10 protein-coding genes are annotated in these 14,599 nt (G+C 73.5%); 5 read left to right on the forward strand and 5 right to left on the reverse strand.

Going from position 1 to position 14,599, the window contains the following annotated elements:
• Positions 1-17: 17 nt before the first annotated feature.
• Together IPK37_02585 and IPK37_02590 are read right to left on the reverse strand one after the other, a co-directional pair.
• Positions 18-827, reverse strand: coding sequence for an NUDIX domain-containing protein (locus tag IPK37_02585; protein QQS01376.1), 810 nt, complete (start codon positions 825-827; stop codon positions 18-20).
• Positions 824-1,993, reverse strand: coding sequence for a glycosyltransferase (locus IPK37_02590; protein QQS01377.1), 1,170 nt, complete (start codon positions 1,991-1,993; stop codon positions 824-826). The genes IPK37_02585 and IPK37_02590 overlap by 4 nt, the downstream gene beginning before the upstream one ends.
• Before the next feature lie 99 nt (positions 1,994-2,092).
• Here IPK37_02590 and IPK37_02595 point away from each other — a divergent pair, with 99 nt between their 5' ends.
• The gene (locus tag IPK37_02595; GenBank protein QQS01378.1) at positions 2,093-2,944 is read left to right on the forward strand and encodes a PIG-L family deacetylase; all 852 of its coding nucleotides are present in this window, start codon (positions 2,093-2,095) and stop codon (positions 2,942-2,944) included.
• An 80-nt stretch (positions 2,945-3,024) separates the two neighbouring features.
• Positions 3,025-4,170, forward strand: a complete 1,146-nt coding sequence (locus IPK37_02600; protein QQS01379.1) for a flippase-like domain-containing protein — start codon at positions 3,025-3,027, stop codon at positions 4,168-4,170.
• A gap of 82 nt (positions 4,171-4,252) precedes the next feature.
• Here the strand turns inward: IPK37_02600 and IPK37_02605 are convergent, their stop codons facing one another.
• The 3 genes from IPK37_02605 to IPK37_02615 all read right to left on the reverse strand — a co-directional run bounded on the left by IPK37_02605 (position 4,253) and on the right by IPK37_02615 (position 8,273).
• Positions 4,253-5,677 carry a HAMP domain-containing protein gene (locus tag IPK37_02605; protein ID QQS02618.1) on the reverse strand — a complete coding sequence of 475 codons (1,425 nt, stop codon included), beginning with the start codon at positions 5,675-5,677 and terminating at the stop codon, positions 4,253-4,255.
• Between the two features lie 425 nt (positions 5,678-6,102).
• Complete coding sequence (locus tag IPK37_02610) at positions 6,103-6,948, reverse strand: cobalamin biosynthesis protein CobB (GenBank protein ID QQS01380.1); 846 nt, start codon at positions 6,946-6,948, stop codon at positions 6,103-6,105.
• Entirely contained in the window at positions 6,948-8,273 is a 1,326-nt protein-coding gene (locus IPK37_02615) for a DUF1727 domain-containing protein (GenBank protein QQS01381.1), read from the reverse strand. Before IPK37_02615 ends, IPK37_02610 begins: the two co-directional genes overlap by 1 nt.
• A gap of 110 nt (positions 8,274-8,383) precedes the next feature.
• Between IPK37_02615 and IPK37_02620 the strand changes: the two genes are divergently transcribed.
• The 3 genes from IPK37_02620 (at position 8,384) to IPK37_02630 (ending at position 14,569) form a co-directional block, all read left to right on the forward strand.
• Positions 8,384-10,843 carry a hypothetical protein gene (locus IPK37_02620; protein ID QQS01382.1) on the forward strand — a complete coding sequence of 820 codons (2,460 nt, stop codon included), beginning with the start codon at positions 8,384-8,386 and terminating at the stop codon, positions 10,841-10,843.
• Between the two features lie 1,024 nt (positions 10,844-11,867).
• Positions 11,868-13,310, forward strand: a complete 1,443-nt coding sequence (hemG, locus tag IPK37_02625; protein QQS01383.1) for a protoporphyrinogen oxidase — start codon at positions 11,868-11,870, stop codon at positions 13,308-13,310.
• On the forward strand, positions 13,307-14,569 hold the full coding sequence (locus IPK37_02630; protein ID QQS01384.1) for a TIGR04053 family radical SAM/SPASM domain-containing protein: 1,263 nt from the start codon (positions 13,307-13,309) through the stop codon (positions 14,567-14,569). Before hemG ends, IPK37_02630 begins: the two co-directional genes overlap by 4 nt.
• The last annotated feature ends 30 nt before the right edge of the window (positions 14,570-14,599 follow it).

The raw sequence follows: 14,599 nt of genomic DNA on the forward strand, positions 1-14,599 counted from the left end.
ATCCGCGAGCACGCCGGTCAGTCAGCAAGCACGCCGAGTGCCCGCAGTTGCTCGGCCGGACCGGGCGCCCAGTCCACCTGGGCGGCCCGGTCCACGCGCACCCAGGCGGCCTCGGACGTCGTCCCGCCCAGGTCGTGCACGACCACGTCGGCCGGCGCGGCGCACTCGCCGCGGTAGACCAGCCGCACCGCGTGAAAGTCCTCCGCAACCCCACGAGGAGAGCGACCCACCCAATGTGCGCTCTGCACGAACGCCAGCTCGCCCACGATCACGTCCTGCCCGGTCTCCTCCAGGGCCTCGCGCCGCGCTGCGACGGCGGGGTGTTCCGCCTCATTGAGGCCGCCACCCGGCAGTCCCCAGGTGCCGTCCCAGCGCAACGCCGCACCCGAGTAGCGCGTCGCCAGCACGCACCGGCCCCCCGGCCCCGCCCGGCCCAGCGAGTCCCGCACCCCCGCCGGGACCTCCGCCACCACGAGGACCGCGGCGGAGACCCGCTGCCGGCGTACCGGCTCTTCCCCCTCGGCGAGCTCCAGCCCGTCGTCGCGACCCACGACCCCGCGGCGGCGCAGTACCACCGGCTCCGGCCCGATCAGCCGCTGCGGCGGGGAACACGGGGAGGCGGCTCGCACGGCGTACTCGATCGAGACCGCCCCGTTCCCCTCGCGAACCGCGGACACCGGCCGTTCGATCCGCCAGCCCGCCCGGTTCAGCAGCAGCTCGGGATCCTGGCCGTGGCCCAGCGGGAGGTCGACGACCACGTCGGAGCCGCTGCGGGCGCGCAGGAGCACGCCGTACGCCGGGTCCGCCGGGACCGCCGGCGACGTCATGAACTGGCGAGGGTCAGGCCGCGCAGCGCGGCGGCGCGCCGGTACTCGGCCAGGGTCACGTCGACGACGTACGACCAGTCCTGCACCGGCGGGGTCGTGACGTTGTGGCGCCACATGGCCTCGCGCCACTCGTGGTCCGAGAGCAGCCGGGCGATCGCCCGCGCCATGCCCTCGTCGTCCTCGGCGAGCATCCCGTTGACCCCGTTGTCGATGAACTCGACGCAGCCGCTGGAGTCCAACCCGACCACCGGCAGCCCGACGCACCGGGCCTCCAGGGCGGCGATGCCGAAGGACTCCAGCTTCGCGGGCGAGACGTAGACATGGCTGCGCTGGTAGAGGCTCAGCAGCTCGGCGCGGCTGACGCGGCCGGGCAGGTCCACCCAGTCGGTCATGTGGCGGCGCTCGACGTACGCCCGCACCAACGGCTCGAGGCGACCCTCCCCGAGGATGGTGACCCGGAACGGCACCTCCGGCACCATCTCGCGGACCCGGCGCATCAGCGCGAGGAACGGCAGCGGCCGCTTGCGGGTGGCCAGCCGCATCGCCGAGACGACCTGCAGCTCGCCGTCCCGGCCGGGCGGATCGAGCGGGGTGGCCGCGGCCTCGTGCCACCAGTGGTCGATGTCGATGCCGTTGGGGACGACCTTGACCGTCCCGCGGCCGGCCAGGGCCCGCTGCACGGGCTCGGCGGCCGCCCGGGAGACCGCGCTCATCGCCACCCCGGAGCGGGCCCACAGCCGGGCGATCTGGCTCAGGTGGAACAGCGGCTCGGCCGGGCCGAGCATGCAATGCCAAGTCATCGCCACCGGCAGCCCCAGCTGCAGGGCGACCCGGGTGCAGTCGACCGTGAACGGGCTCGTGATCCCCATCTGGACGTGCGCCACGTCGAAGCCGCCGGCCGCGAGCCGACGCTTCACCTCGGACTTGGCCAGCGGGTTGATCGGCAGCCGCCCGGGCAGGTCCGCGCCCATCCGGTGGATGGGCAGGCCGTCGACGATCTCCACGACGCCGGCCCGTTCGTCGCTCTCCCCCAGCGTCGCCGTGAACACCTCGACGTCGTGCCCCGCGGCCATCAGCCGGTACGCCAGATCGCGGGCCTGCACCTCGATCCCCCCGAGGCGGGGCAGGTAGCAGTCGGACAGCAACGCGATCTTCACAAGGCCCAAGGATCACACAGTCGCGGGCGGCGCACCCCCACGCCGCGCAAGATCGGGTCGAATGTCCAGCTCCGTGGGTTCGGGTGGTTTCTCGGCGATGATCGGTGCATGAGCCGCACGATCGTCGCCGTCAATGCCCACCCCGACGACGAGGCCCTGCTCATGGCGGGGACGCTGGCCAAGGCCGCCGCCGCCGGACATCGCGTGGTGCTGGTCGTGGCCACGGACGGTGAGCTGGGGCTGACCTCGACCGAGCTGGGCCTGGGCAGCGGGGCCTCGCTGGGCCACCGCCGGCTCGCCGAGCTGCAGGCCAGCGCCGACGCCCTCGGCGCCGCGCGGGTCGTGCACCTGGGCTATGCCGACTCGGGGATGGGCCCGGAGCTGTTCCCCGACCCGCCGGGACGGACGCGGTTCCTCGCCGCCGACCCAGCCGAGGCGGCCGAGCGCGTCGCCGAGGTGCTGCGCGCGGAGCGGGCGGACGTGGTGATCGGGTACGACGCCAACGGCGGCTACGGCCATCGCGACCACGTGCGGCTGCACGAGGTCGTCCGCCGGGCGACGCTGCTGGCCGACACCCCGCGGCTCCTGGAGGCCACGATCCCGCGGGACCTCATCGCCCGGGCCGTGGAGCTGGTCGGCAAGGTCTACCGCTTCCCACCGGACTTCGACCCCACCTCGTTTCGGCGGTCGTTCTCGCCCCGGGATCAGATCACGCACCGCGTCGACGTACGCGCGTTCGCCCGCGCCAAGCGCGCCGCGATGGCGGCGCACACCTCGCAGGCCGCCGCGGACGACGGGGCCGACCGCACGCTGGCCGCCTTCCTGCGGATCCCGCGGCCGCTGTTCGCGCTGGTCTTCGGGCGGGAATGGTACGTCGACGCGACGGGCCTCGAACCGGGTACGCCGGCGCCTCACCGCCCACCAGGTACCCTCAAGAACGACGTCTTCGCAGGCCTGTGACCGGCCGACCGCCCAACCCGGGACGACGCGGCGAGATCGTTGCGCCCGTGCCGACCGACAGCACACCACCAAGGGGACCCGTGGCCACCGACGAGACCACCCGCGAGACCAACGCGCCCGCGCCCGGGCCCGGCGCGGGCAAGCCGGCACGCAGCACGGCCGACGTCGTCAAGAAGACCCTCCAGGTGGTGGTCGGCCTCGGGGTCGCCGTCGTCCTGCTCGGATGGGTCCTGCCCTGGCTGACCCACACGTCCTGGCATCAGATCGGCTGGGAGCTGCGCCGGCTCGGCTGGGGCAAGGCGCTCATGCTCTTCGGCTTCATGATGGCCGGCCTGTACTGCTACACCTTCACGCTGTCGGCCTCGCTGCCCGGCTTGAAGCACGCGCCGGCGCTCATCGTGAACCTGTGCGGGTCCGGGGTGTCGAACTCGATGCCCGGCGGTGGCGCGGTGGGCGTCGCCGCGCAGTACGCGATCTTCCGGTCCTGGGGCTTCAGCCACCGCAACATCGGCACGTCGCTGATCATCACCTCGATCTGGAACCTGCTGGTCCGCGCGATCCTGCCGATGATCGCGGTGATCTGGCTGCTGGTGAGCGGGACCACGGACCTGCCGCACCTCATCGTCATCGGGGTCGGCGGCGCCGTCGTGGTCGCCGCGGTGATGGTCGGGCTGGCCGTCGCGATCCTCGCCTCCGACAAGAGCGCCCACGCGATCGGCAAACTGCTCAACAAGGTGGTCCGCCCGGTGCTGCGGCTGCTCAAGAAGAACGACCAGGTCGACGTCGAGGCCATCGCCCTGGACATGCGGTCCCGCGTGATCGGCGTGGTGCGGCCGGGGTGGCTGCGTCTCACGTTCGGGATCGTGGGCTTCCTCGGGATCTACTTCTTCCTCTTCCGCGAGTGCATGCTCGCGTTCGGGATCGACCTGCCGTGGGCCCAGGCGTTCGCCTGCTACGCCCTGTCCCGAATGCTGACGATGGTGCCGCTGACGCCCGGCGGGATCGGCGTCACCGAGCTGGCCGCCGGGCTGATGGTGGCGTTCGGCGCCGGTGGGCACCAGGCCGCCGCAGCCGTCGTCCTCTTCGCGATCTACAGCCACATCCTGGAGATCCCGCTGGGGATGCTCGCGTTCGTGGCCTGGCGGGCGACGAAGGAGCGCTACTTCGTCGGGCAGGTCGACGGTCCGGACGACGGCCCGGAACACGGCCTGCCGGCGTTCCACTGACGCTGATCCCCTGAACGACTCCCTGCCAAACGACGCCCTGCCAGCGCCCCCCTTCTGAGCGACCCCCTGACGCGGGGGTCGCTCAGTAGGTAAACCGGCCGACGAGCGCCTGAAGATCCGCCGCGCGATGCGAGAGCTCGCCCGCCGCCTGCGCCGCGCTCTTGGCGGCCTCGGTCGACTCCGCGGCGCCGCGGGCGGCCTCGCTCACCGTGGTGGCGATGGCGTGCGACCCTCCGGCGGCCTCGGTGACATTGCGACCCATCTCGTTCGTGGTCGCGGTCTGCTCCTCCACCGCGGAGGCGATCGTCGACTGCGTGTCGTTGATCTGCGCGATGATGCCGCTGATCTGGCTGATGGCGGCCACGGCCGCGTCGGTGTCGACCTGGATGGCCTCCACCCGGCGGGCGATGTCCTCGGTGGCCCGGGAGGTCTCCTGGGCCAGGTCCTTGACCTCGTTGGCGACGACCGCGAAGCCCTTGCCCGCCTCGCCGGCCCGGGCGGCCTCAATGGTGGCGTTGAGCGCCAGCAGGTTGGTCTGTTCCGCAATGCTCGTGATCACCTTGATGACATTGCCGATCTCCGCCGAGGACTCGCCGAGCTTGGCGACCGTGGCGTTCGTGGCGGTGGCCACCCCGACCGCGCGGGCGGCCACGCCGGCCGCGTCGGAGGCGTTCTTCGCGATCTCGCGGATCGACGCGGTCATCTCCTCGGTGCCGGCCGCCACCGTCTGGACGTTGCGGGACACCTCTTCCGCCGACCCAGTGACCTCGGTGAGCTGTTCGGTCGCCGCCGTCGAGGACGCACCCACCTGGGTCGCCACCGCGGTCAGCTCTTCCGCGGCGGCCGCGACGGTCGACGACGCCTGGCCCACCTGGCTCAGCACGTCCTGCATGGACTGCCGAGTGGCCTCGGCCGCCTTCGCCATCTGACCGACCTCGTCGTTGGTGTTGACCTGCGCCGCGACGGTCAGGTCGCCGCGGCCCATGGCCTCCATGCTGGCGCGGACCCCGCTGACGGCCGCCAGGACCGCCCTGCTCACCAGCAGCGCCACCGCGGCGACCGCGCCCAGCACCACCAGGAGCGTCACGATCGTGACGATGTTGGCGGCCCGGGCGGTGTCGTCCTGGCTCTGCGACGCGGCGGCGATGCGGCCCTCGGTCGTCTTGACCAGGGCATTGATAGCCTGGGTCGCCTGGGCGGTGACGGCGACCTCTTCCTTCAGCGTGAGCGACTGCGCCTGGGCCGCCTTGGCCGGGTCGCCCGTGGCGATGAGGGCCACGATCTTCTCGTCGAGGGCGTTGAACTCCAGCAGGTCGGTCTTGAACTTGGCGAGCGCGGCCTTGCCGGCGTCGGTCTTCAGCGTGGGGAAGTCCGCCAGCTGCTGCTTGAGCGAGGCCCCCGCATCCAGGAACGACTTGCGGTGGCTGTTGCCGGGATCGATGGCCTTGGTCCCGTCCTCGTTGACCGCGAGCACGTACTCGGTCTGCGCGCCGTTGTAGGTGTTCATCGTGATGGCGGCGTTGAGCGCGGCCTGCTGGGCCCTCGCGGCAGACTCGATCTCGTGGGCCGCCGCCGTCAGTCGCGACTGCGACCAGACGTTGACCCCGCCGAGGGCGAGGGCGCCGGCTAGCCCGATGCCACCGACGAGCAGGATCTTGGCGCGCAGTCCGAGCGCGCGCGCCGAACGACGCTGACCAGATGCAGGAGCCACAATTGACCTTTCCACGGCTGGGTGCGGACCACCCGACCGCACGCGCGGTCGGGCTGGAATGGGCCGCTGGGTTCCCTGAAGGCATCGTCGGCAAACCGGCGTTTCCAAGGCGTTCGGCCGCGGAGGTCGTTTGCGCCAAAGATAAGGGTACCGTTAGGTGGGCATTTAGGCGATTTATCCGGAATCCGGTGTCGGCGGGCGGCGGCGGACGCCGCACCCAGTCAGGCGCCGCGCGCCTGGCCGCTCGCGCGGTCGCGCCGCTCGCGACCCGACAGGAGCCGGGCGATCTGCCGCTCGCGGGCCTGGTCGGCCAGGTGGTCGTCGATGGCTTCGGGCTCGAACGCTCGACCCAGCCCGCGCTCCACCGCGTCCTTGATGAGGGCGTCGGCGAGCGCGGGGTTCGCGGGCAGGATCGGGCCGTGCAGGTACGTGCCGATCACCCGGTGGGTCACCGCGCCCTCGAGGCCGTCATCGGGATTGTTCCCGTGGCCGTGCAGGACGCGCCCGAAGGGCTGTTGGCCCGCCCCGAGCGTCGTACGGCCGGAATGGTTCTCGTAGCCGACGACGCGACCGTACGGCGTGTCGAGCGCCACCGGGCCGATCATGCGGTCCGCGCCCCCCGTCGTCGTGACGTCGAGGATCCCCAGGCCCGGCAGGCGGGCACCCTCGACGGTGATGAAGGCGTTGCCGAACAGCTGGTACATGCCGCAGACCATCACCATCGGCGTGCCGTCGGCGGCCAGCCCGCGCAGGACGTCGGCGTTGCGCTCCAGGTCGGCCTCCACGTGCGCCTGCCCGCTGTCCTGGCCGCCGCCGCCGAGGACGAGGTGCGCATCGCGCGGGAACTCGTCGCCCGGGTGGTGCCGGCGCAGGTCGCAGGTGTAGCCGTGCCAGTTCAGCCGATGCTGCATGACCCGCGTGTTGCCGAGGTCGCCGTAGATGCTCATCTCGCGCGGGTAGATGTGCACCAGCACGATCGTCCCTTTGCTGGGGCCGGTGGGCTCGGTGATCCCCGCGACGCTCGCCACCGGCGCCGTACGTCGTGGTCCGTCGTTCGCTGTCGGCATCAGGACCGCTCCTCCCCCATCGCCGCCAGCCCGTAGCGCGCGGCGAGCATCTTGCGCAGCGCGAGCATGGCCGTGTACGTGCAGAAGATGCGCGTCGGCTCGCCGCGGTGCGCCGCGAGGAAACCGGTCAGCGCCCGCTCCAGGTCCGGCTCGACCAGCGCCGTGTCGATGTCGTCGTAGCTCAGCCGCAGGGCCATGTCGTACGCGCGGACGCCGCTGGTCACGGCGACCCCACGGTCGGCGAGAGAGTCGAAGGAGACGTCGTACAGCCAGGAGACGTCCCGGCCGTCCGCATAGTCGTCGTTGATGGCGATCATCGTGGCGACGTGTGAGGCGCCGTACGTGCCGAGGGCGACGGTGAAGCCCGCGGGGTTCTTGACGAGCACCAGCTCCAGGGGCTGGCCGTCGACGTCCACGACTTCGCCCCGGCCGAACGGCGGCGCGACCGCCGCCAGCGTCGTCGCCGTCACGCCCGCGTCGAAGGCCTCGCCCAGGACCATCCGTGCGGTCGTCGTCGCCGCCGTGGCGTTGATCATCGCGGCCAGTCCCCGCTGACGCAGCGCGACCGGGCCGACGGTGGCCCCGTCGGCGAAGACCACCTCGAACGAGCGGTCGTCCAGGGGCCTGAGCAGCCCGTCGGCGCCGCCGAGGTCGGGCGGGGGCGCGTCGTGATCGGCGCGCAGGTCGGCCTCCAGGAGCTCGGGGAGGCGGTCGGCGATGGAGGGATGGACGCCGAAGTAGCGGACCGGCCGGGCGGACGGGGCCGCGCCCTCGGCCGCGGTGGGTCCGTCCCCGATGCGGGCGATGAACGAGTCGTCGCGGTTGAGGACGAGCCCCTGGGTGGTCAGGGCGGCCAGCCGGGCCAGCAGCGCCGCCGTGTGGTCGATCTCGGCGAACCGGTCGAGCTGGTCGCGGGCGACGTTGAGCAGCAGCGCATGGGTCGGGGGGACCGTGCGCGCGAACGGGATCGAGTGGGCCTCGTCGAGTTCGAGGACGGCGATGTCGGCGCGGACCCGGCCGCGGGGGCCGACCTCACCGAGCAACGACGAGATGACGCCGCGGGTGAAGTTGCTCCCGGTGGGGTTGCTGAAGACCGTGCGGCCGTGGGCGCGCAACACCTCGGCCAGCATCTTCGTCGTCGTCGTCTTGCCGTTCGTGCCGCTCACCACGACGATGCCGCCGCGGACGTCCGACAGTGCGGTCGCCAGGAACGTGGGGTCGATCCGCTCGGCGACCAGCCCGGGGAAGGCGGAGCCGCCCCCGCGCAGCCGGGTCGCGAGGCGGGCGGCCTTGCCGGCCGCGACGGCGAACAGGGTCCTCACCACGCGCACACCATAGCCGGGCCAACTGCGGCCACCCGCCGCACCGGCCGAGGCAGGCCCTTGTGGCCGCAATCCGCCCGCGTGACAATGTGATTCGTCTCACAGGAGGACCGATGCGTTGGGTCGAGCGGCAGGCGGACATCGGAGCGCTCAGTCCCCTGCAACGGGCCGGCTTCGCCTTCCTGATCTGCGCGGGCGTCTGTTGGTTCACGGCGCAGCTGGGGTCGCCCGCCCTGCTGCCCGTCGCGGCGGCGGTGCTCGTTCCGCTGGCGATGGCGGGGTCCCGCTTCCTGAGCGAACACCTGGAGCGCCGCCGCGATGCGCTCGCGCAGCCTCGAATGGGTCGGAGTTTCCTCGCGATCATCATCCTGTGCCTGCTCGTCGTCGCCGCGGCCGTGGGCGGCCAGGGCATCCCCGCCGGTGATGGGGTGGGGACCCGGCGGCCCGGCCTGGCGGGCGCGGCGTGGCTGCCGTGGCTGCCGTGGGGCCCGCTGCAGCTGGTCGCGCTGGCGGCCGCCGGCGGCACGGCCGGGTGGGCGCTCTGGGGGCGGCGACGGCCGCCCGGCGCGGATCGAAGCCTGACCATGCTCGCGGTGGCTCTCCTCGCCGGCCTGCTGGTGGGACCCGTCCCGGGCGTCGGGTACGCGCCGCTCCTGGCCATCGCGGCCGCGGGCATCGGGGGCGCCGCGACGGCGTACCGCATCGGCCGCCGCACCGCGCCGTCCGCCGGCGTGCGGTGGGCCGTCGCCGGGGCGGTCCTGATCGTCGCCGCGATGCTGCTCGCCCGGGCCGCCCCCGGGACGCCAAGCCCCGCGATAGGCGCGCTCCTCCTCGCCGGGGTGGCGAGCGGCACGGTGGGCTGTTCGCTCATGTCGGAGATCGCCCTGCTCGCCGACCCGCCGCGAATCGTGCCTCGACGGCTCGTCCGGGCGCCCGCGGTGCTGATGGGAGGGCTTGCAGCGGTGGGCATTCCGTTCCTCGCCTGGGCGCTGGGGCGATTGGACGGCCGGGTGATCGGCAGCGTGGTCGTGATCGCGTTCGTGGTCGGGCTCGCGGTCTGCGCCCGCAGTTCCGCCGACACGATGGCCGGCGTGCTGGCCGGCATGCTGCTGTTCACCACGGTCCCCGGGACGACCGACGCGGCGAGCCCACGGGCGACCGACGGCGGCGGAATCATCGCGCTCGGAGATTCCTACATGTCCGGCGAGGGGGCTCGCGAGTTCTACCGCGAGCGGGCCCCCGACGAGGCGTCGTGCCACCGGGCACCGAGTGCCTACGCGGCGCTGCTGGCGGACCAGACCGGCAAGGAACTCACCCTGCTGGCGTGCTCGGGGGCCACCGTGCCGGAGATCGCGGGCAGCAGCCCGACGAACCACGTCAGCCAGCCGAACCAGCTGGAGCTGCTGCGCCGGGCCCGGGAGGGGACGAACCGCGTCAAGGACAGCATCGTGCTGGTCGACGGCGGGGGAAACGACCTGCAGTTCAGCCAGATCGGCACCACCTGCCTCGCCCCTGGGGAGTGCTCCGCGATCGGCGGGTACTGGACTCGGCGCATCCTGCCCGGCCTCACCGACAGCCTCGCGGACCTGTACCGCGGCGTGCTCCGCGAAGCCGCCGATGCCGCCGTGGTGGTGGTCGTGCCCTATCCCATCCCGGTGGCGCCGCCGATCTGCGGCGCTGACCAGGGCGCGACGGACACCGGGCCGAGCGCCTGCGTCGCGCGGGAGGAAGCGGGCCGGGACCAGGGGCCCGGCACGGGTGCCGACGCGGGGCCGCCGCTCTTCACCAACGCCGAACGCGTCTTCATCTACCGCCTGGTCAAGGGCCTGAACGCCCAGATCGCGGGCGCCATGGCCCGCGTGGCAGCCGAACCCGGCACCGCCGGCCGCCTGATGCTGATGGATACGGTGCCCGAGGCGTTCGCCGCCGAGGGGCTGCGGCTGTACGACGGGCCGGCGGGCTCCGGTGGGGTCAACGCGCTGACCCGCGTCTCGGTCAGCGGGGAGCTCGAGCAACAGATCAACCCCGCGAATTGGTTCCATAACAGCCTGCATCCGAACGCGCGGGGGCACGCCAGCCTTGCCAAAACCGCGCGGGCCTGGCTGGTGGACCACCGGTTCCTGCCGCCGGGGCTGCCGTTGGCGGCGGCACCGCAGGCGGTCGCCCCCGGCGCCGACCAGAGCCGCGCGGACCTGCAGGCCGCGGTGGGCTATCCCGACCCCGGCCGCGTCGACCCCCTCACCTGGGCGCTGGCGCAGGTCGGCCCGGAGCAGGTCGCGGGCGCCTGGGCCATGCTCTTCGGGATGTGGATCGTCATCGTGAACCTCGTGCGGGACCTCGCCATCCGCGGATTCACCCCCGCGTTGGCCTACGCCCGGCCGCCGAGCGACGCCGCCGGAGTCGGTGCCGCCGCGCCGCGCGGTGCGGGTGTTCGCGACGAGGAATCGGCCCTAGTGCGCCCGCGCGGGCCGCGGCCGAGGGGGCGCGGGCTCGCCGTCGCCGAGGAGGTCAACGGCGTACGACGCCGCCGCGATCGCCGCCGCGCAGGCCGCGGCCGTCGCGGCGAGGGCTAGGACCGCCACCAGCATGTCTCGTCGCCCGTACGTCGGGGACACCCCGGCCACGAGGATCAGCACGCCGACCGCCGTCACGGCGAGCGCGGCCCACCCGGCGTACCGCGCGACCCGCGCCGCCCCGCCGGGAACCCGCGGGCGCACGCGACCGGCCGCGCCGAGCCCCGCCACGGTCAGGCCGGTCGCCCCGAGGACCACGGCATAGGCGGCCACCACGTCGCTCGGCCGGTGCCAGTTCAGGATGATCGTCCCGACTCCCGCGCAGGTGGCGAGGAAGGCCACCACCGGGACCAGGACCGGCCGGATCCGCGCAGGCAGCACGAGCAACCCGGCCACGAGGATCGACGTGATGACCGTGACGTGGCCACTCGGCAGGGTGTTGCCGCCGCCGTCCCCGAAGTCGGGCCGCTCGATCACGGCGTACTTCAACAGCTGGGTCGTGACGTTCGCGCCCCCGATGAGGAGGGCGGCGCCGAGCCCCAGATCCAACCGACGCCGGGCCGCCCCCAGCGCCAGGACGGCGACGATGGCAAGCGCCACGGCGCCCTCGCTGACCAGCTGGAGCCCGCTGAGGAACACGTGATCGGTGCGGGGGTCGGTGGACATGGCCGCCATGACCACCTCCTCCACCGATTGGCCCCGCGCGGAGTTGACGAAGACGGCGACGAGCGCCGGGACGGCAAGAGCCGTCAGGGCCGCGAGGAAGAGGCCGACGCCGATCGCCCGCGAGCGACGGCGGCCCGGCTCCAGGGCGGGACCGCGGCGCGCCCCTCGGTCGAGTCCGGTGCTGTGCATACTCCCTATCGTCTCCGAACCGACTGCGAGCGACCTGCACGGGTGCTGGGCGCGCCGCGCCTGCCGCACAGGTGGGGCGGAGGAAGCCGACACCTCGTCGCCTTGCGGCCCCCGCGAAGCCTTGTGACCTGGATGGTCGCCGGCTCAGGTTGCCGACGCGTTACAGTGAGGGCGCGGCCGCACCGCCCGCGGCGGGCGGTCGCCACCGGCGACGAGGAGGCTCGATTTCATGGGTGAGGCCGGACGGCGTGCCGTCGTGGTCGGGGGCGGGATCACGGGACTGGTGGCCGCGCGGCGGTTGGCCCAGGCGGGGTACGCGACGACGATCCTCGAGGCCTCGGACCGGCTGGGCGGCCAGATCCGGACGGTGCCCGTCGGCTCGGTCGACGGGGGCGGCCGGACGTACGTCGTCGACATGGGCGCCGAGGCCATGCACACCATGGCCCCGCGGGCCCTGGCGCTGATCGACGAGCTGGGCCTGCGCGCATCGATGGTCACCGCCCGGACCGGCCAGAGCTACCTGTGGACCCCGCGCGGCCGGCGGCGGCTCCCGGCCGGGGTGGGCCCGGCGGGACCCACCCGGCTGCGACCCGTGCTGGCCAGCGGTGTGATGTCCCCGGCCGGGCTGGTGCGGGCCGGGTTGGAGCCGCTCGCGGCCCGGCTCCGGCGCGCCCCCGAGCTGGGCCCCGGGCACGACGTGGCGGTGGGCGAGTTCGTGGCGGGCCGGTTCGGCCGCCAGGTGGTCGACCGCTTCGTCGACCCGCTGCTCGGCGGCCTGCACTCGGGCGACGTGCGGCGGCTGAGCCTGCGCGCCACGACCCCGACGCTGGTGCCGGCCGCCACGACCGGGCGCTCGCTGATGCCGCTACCCCAGCCGGCACGCAACCTGCCGGCGCGGAAGCGGCCGACGATGGACTTCCTGTCCTGGCCCGGCGGGCTGGCAGCCGTGCTTGAGGCCGTGCTGGCCGACGTGGCCGTCGACGTACGGCTGGGCTCCCCCGCCACGGGCATCGCACTGGCCGACGGCGGCGGCTACCTGGTCCGCACCCCGACGGGCGACCTCCCCGCGGACGTCGTCGTCCTCGCCGTGCCCGCGTGGGCCGCGGCGGACCTCGTGCGCCCCCACGCGTCGCGGGCGGCGGACACGCTGGCTCAGACCCGGACGGCCTCGACGGTCAGCGTCCTGCTGGGCTTCCCGCGCGCGGGCGTTGCGGGCGTCCCGGCGCTGCAGGGCAACCGCCTGCTGGTTCCGTCGACGACGGGCACCCTACTCAAGGCCGTGACGAACCTGACGGCGAAGTGGCCCCAGTACGCGGCGGGCCCGGACGGCGGCGACCTCTTCTTGATGCGCCTGTCCGCGGGCCGGGACGGCCAGGACCTGGTGGCCGGCATGACCGACGACACGCTGGTCGACCACCTCCGCCGGGACCTGCGGCAGCTCACCGGCCTCGACGTCGCACCGACGGTCGTGCTCGTGCAGCGGTGGCCGCGTGGGCTGCCACAGCTCACGGTGGGGCACGTGGACCGTACGACGTACGTGCGCCGCGAACTGGCGCACGCACTTCCCGGCGTCGCGCTGGCGGGCGCGGCGTACGACGGCATCGGCCTCGGCGCCTGTATCGCCTCGGCGGAGGACGCCGTCCGGCAGCTCACGAAGGAGACCAGCGCATGACCACGAACGCCGGCCACTCGCACCCGCAGCAGGGGCACCCCCACGCGGCGCACCCGAACAGCGATCGGGCCGTCCGCCACCTGCACCACGACGTCGGCGACCGGCCGATGATCGTCATCTGGGAGACCACCCGCGCCTGCCAGCTGGTCTGCCGGCACTGCCGCGCCGACGCCCAGAAGGCACCGCACCCCGACCAGCTGACGACCGCGCAGGGCAAGGCGCTGCTCGACGAGATCGCCGGGTTCGGGCGGCCGTTCCCGATCGTCGTGCTGACCGGCGGGGACCCGTTCGAGCGGACGGATTTGCCGGAGCTGGTGCGGTACGGCGCCGGGCTCGGCCTGCACATGGCGCTGTCGCCGTCGGTCACCCCGAAGATGAGCCGGGAGTCGCTGGGCGTCTTCCGCGACTCCGGCGTACACGCCATCTCGCTGTCCATCGACGGCGCCCGGGCCGAGGTGCACGACGGGTTCCGCGGGGTCGACGGCGTCTTCGACGCGACCGTGCGCGCGGCGGGCTGGTGCAAGGAGCTGGGCTACCGGCTGCAGGTGAACTCCACGGTCACTCGGGACACCGTCGATGAGCTGCCCGACCTGCTGCGGCTGGTGCTGCGGCTGGGGGCCTCGCTGTGGAGCGTCTTCTTCCTGGTGCCGACCGGCCGCGGGAGCGCGCTGCAGGCGCTGTCGGCGGCCGAGGTCGAGGACGTGCTGCACTGGCTGCACGACGTCTCCGACCTGCTCGCCGTCAAGACGACGGAGGCCCCGCACTACCGACGGGTGGCCATCCAGCGGGCCCGCCGGGCGGCGGCGCTCGCCGGCGGCGCGGCGGAGGACTCACTGCCGCCGGTGGAGCACGGCGAGCTCTACGGCCGCCTCCGCGCCGCCGTGGCGGCCCTGCTCGACGACCCGGACCTGGTACGCCGAACGCCGCGGCCGCCCATCGACGTCAACTCCGGCCGGGGCTTCGCGTTCGTGTCCCACGTCGGCGGCGTCTACCCCAGCGGCTTCTTCCCGGAGCACTGCGGCAACGTCAAGGACACCGGGTTCCGAGAGATCTACCGCACGAACCCGCTGCTCGTCGCGCTGCGGCACCCGGAGAACTACCACGGCAAGTGCGGGGTCTGCGAATACAACGAGGTGTGCGGCGGCTCGCGCTCGCACACGTACGCCGTGACGGGCGACATCCTCGGCTCGGACCCGACGTGCGTCTATGTCCCGGCGGCGATGCAGGTCCACGAGCGCCCCACCCACGCGCGGGCATAACCGGCGCGGCCGGCGGGATGCACCTAGGGT

Source organism: Austwickia sp. (assembly GCA_016699675.1).
GTDB lineage: Bacteria > Actinomycetota > Actinomycetes > Actinomycetales > Dermatophilaceae > Austwickia.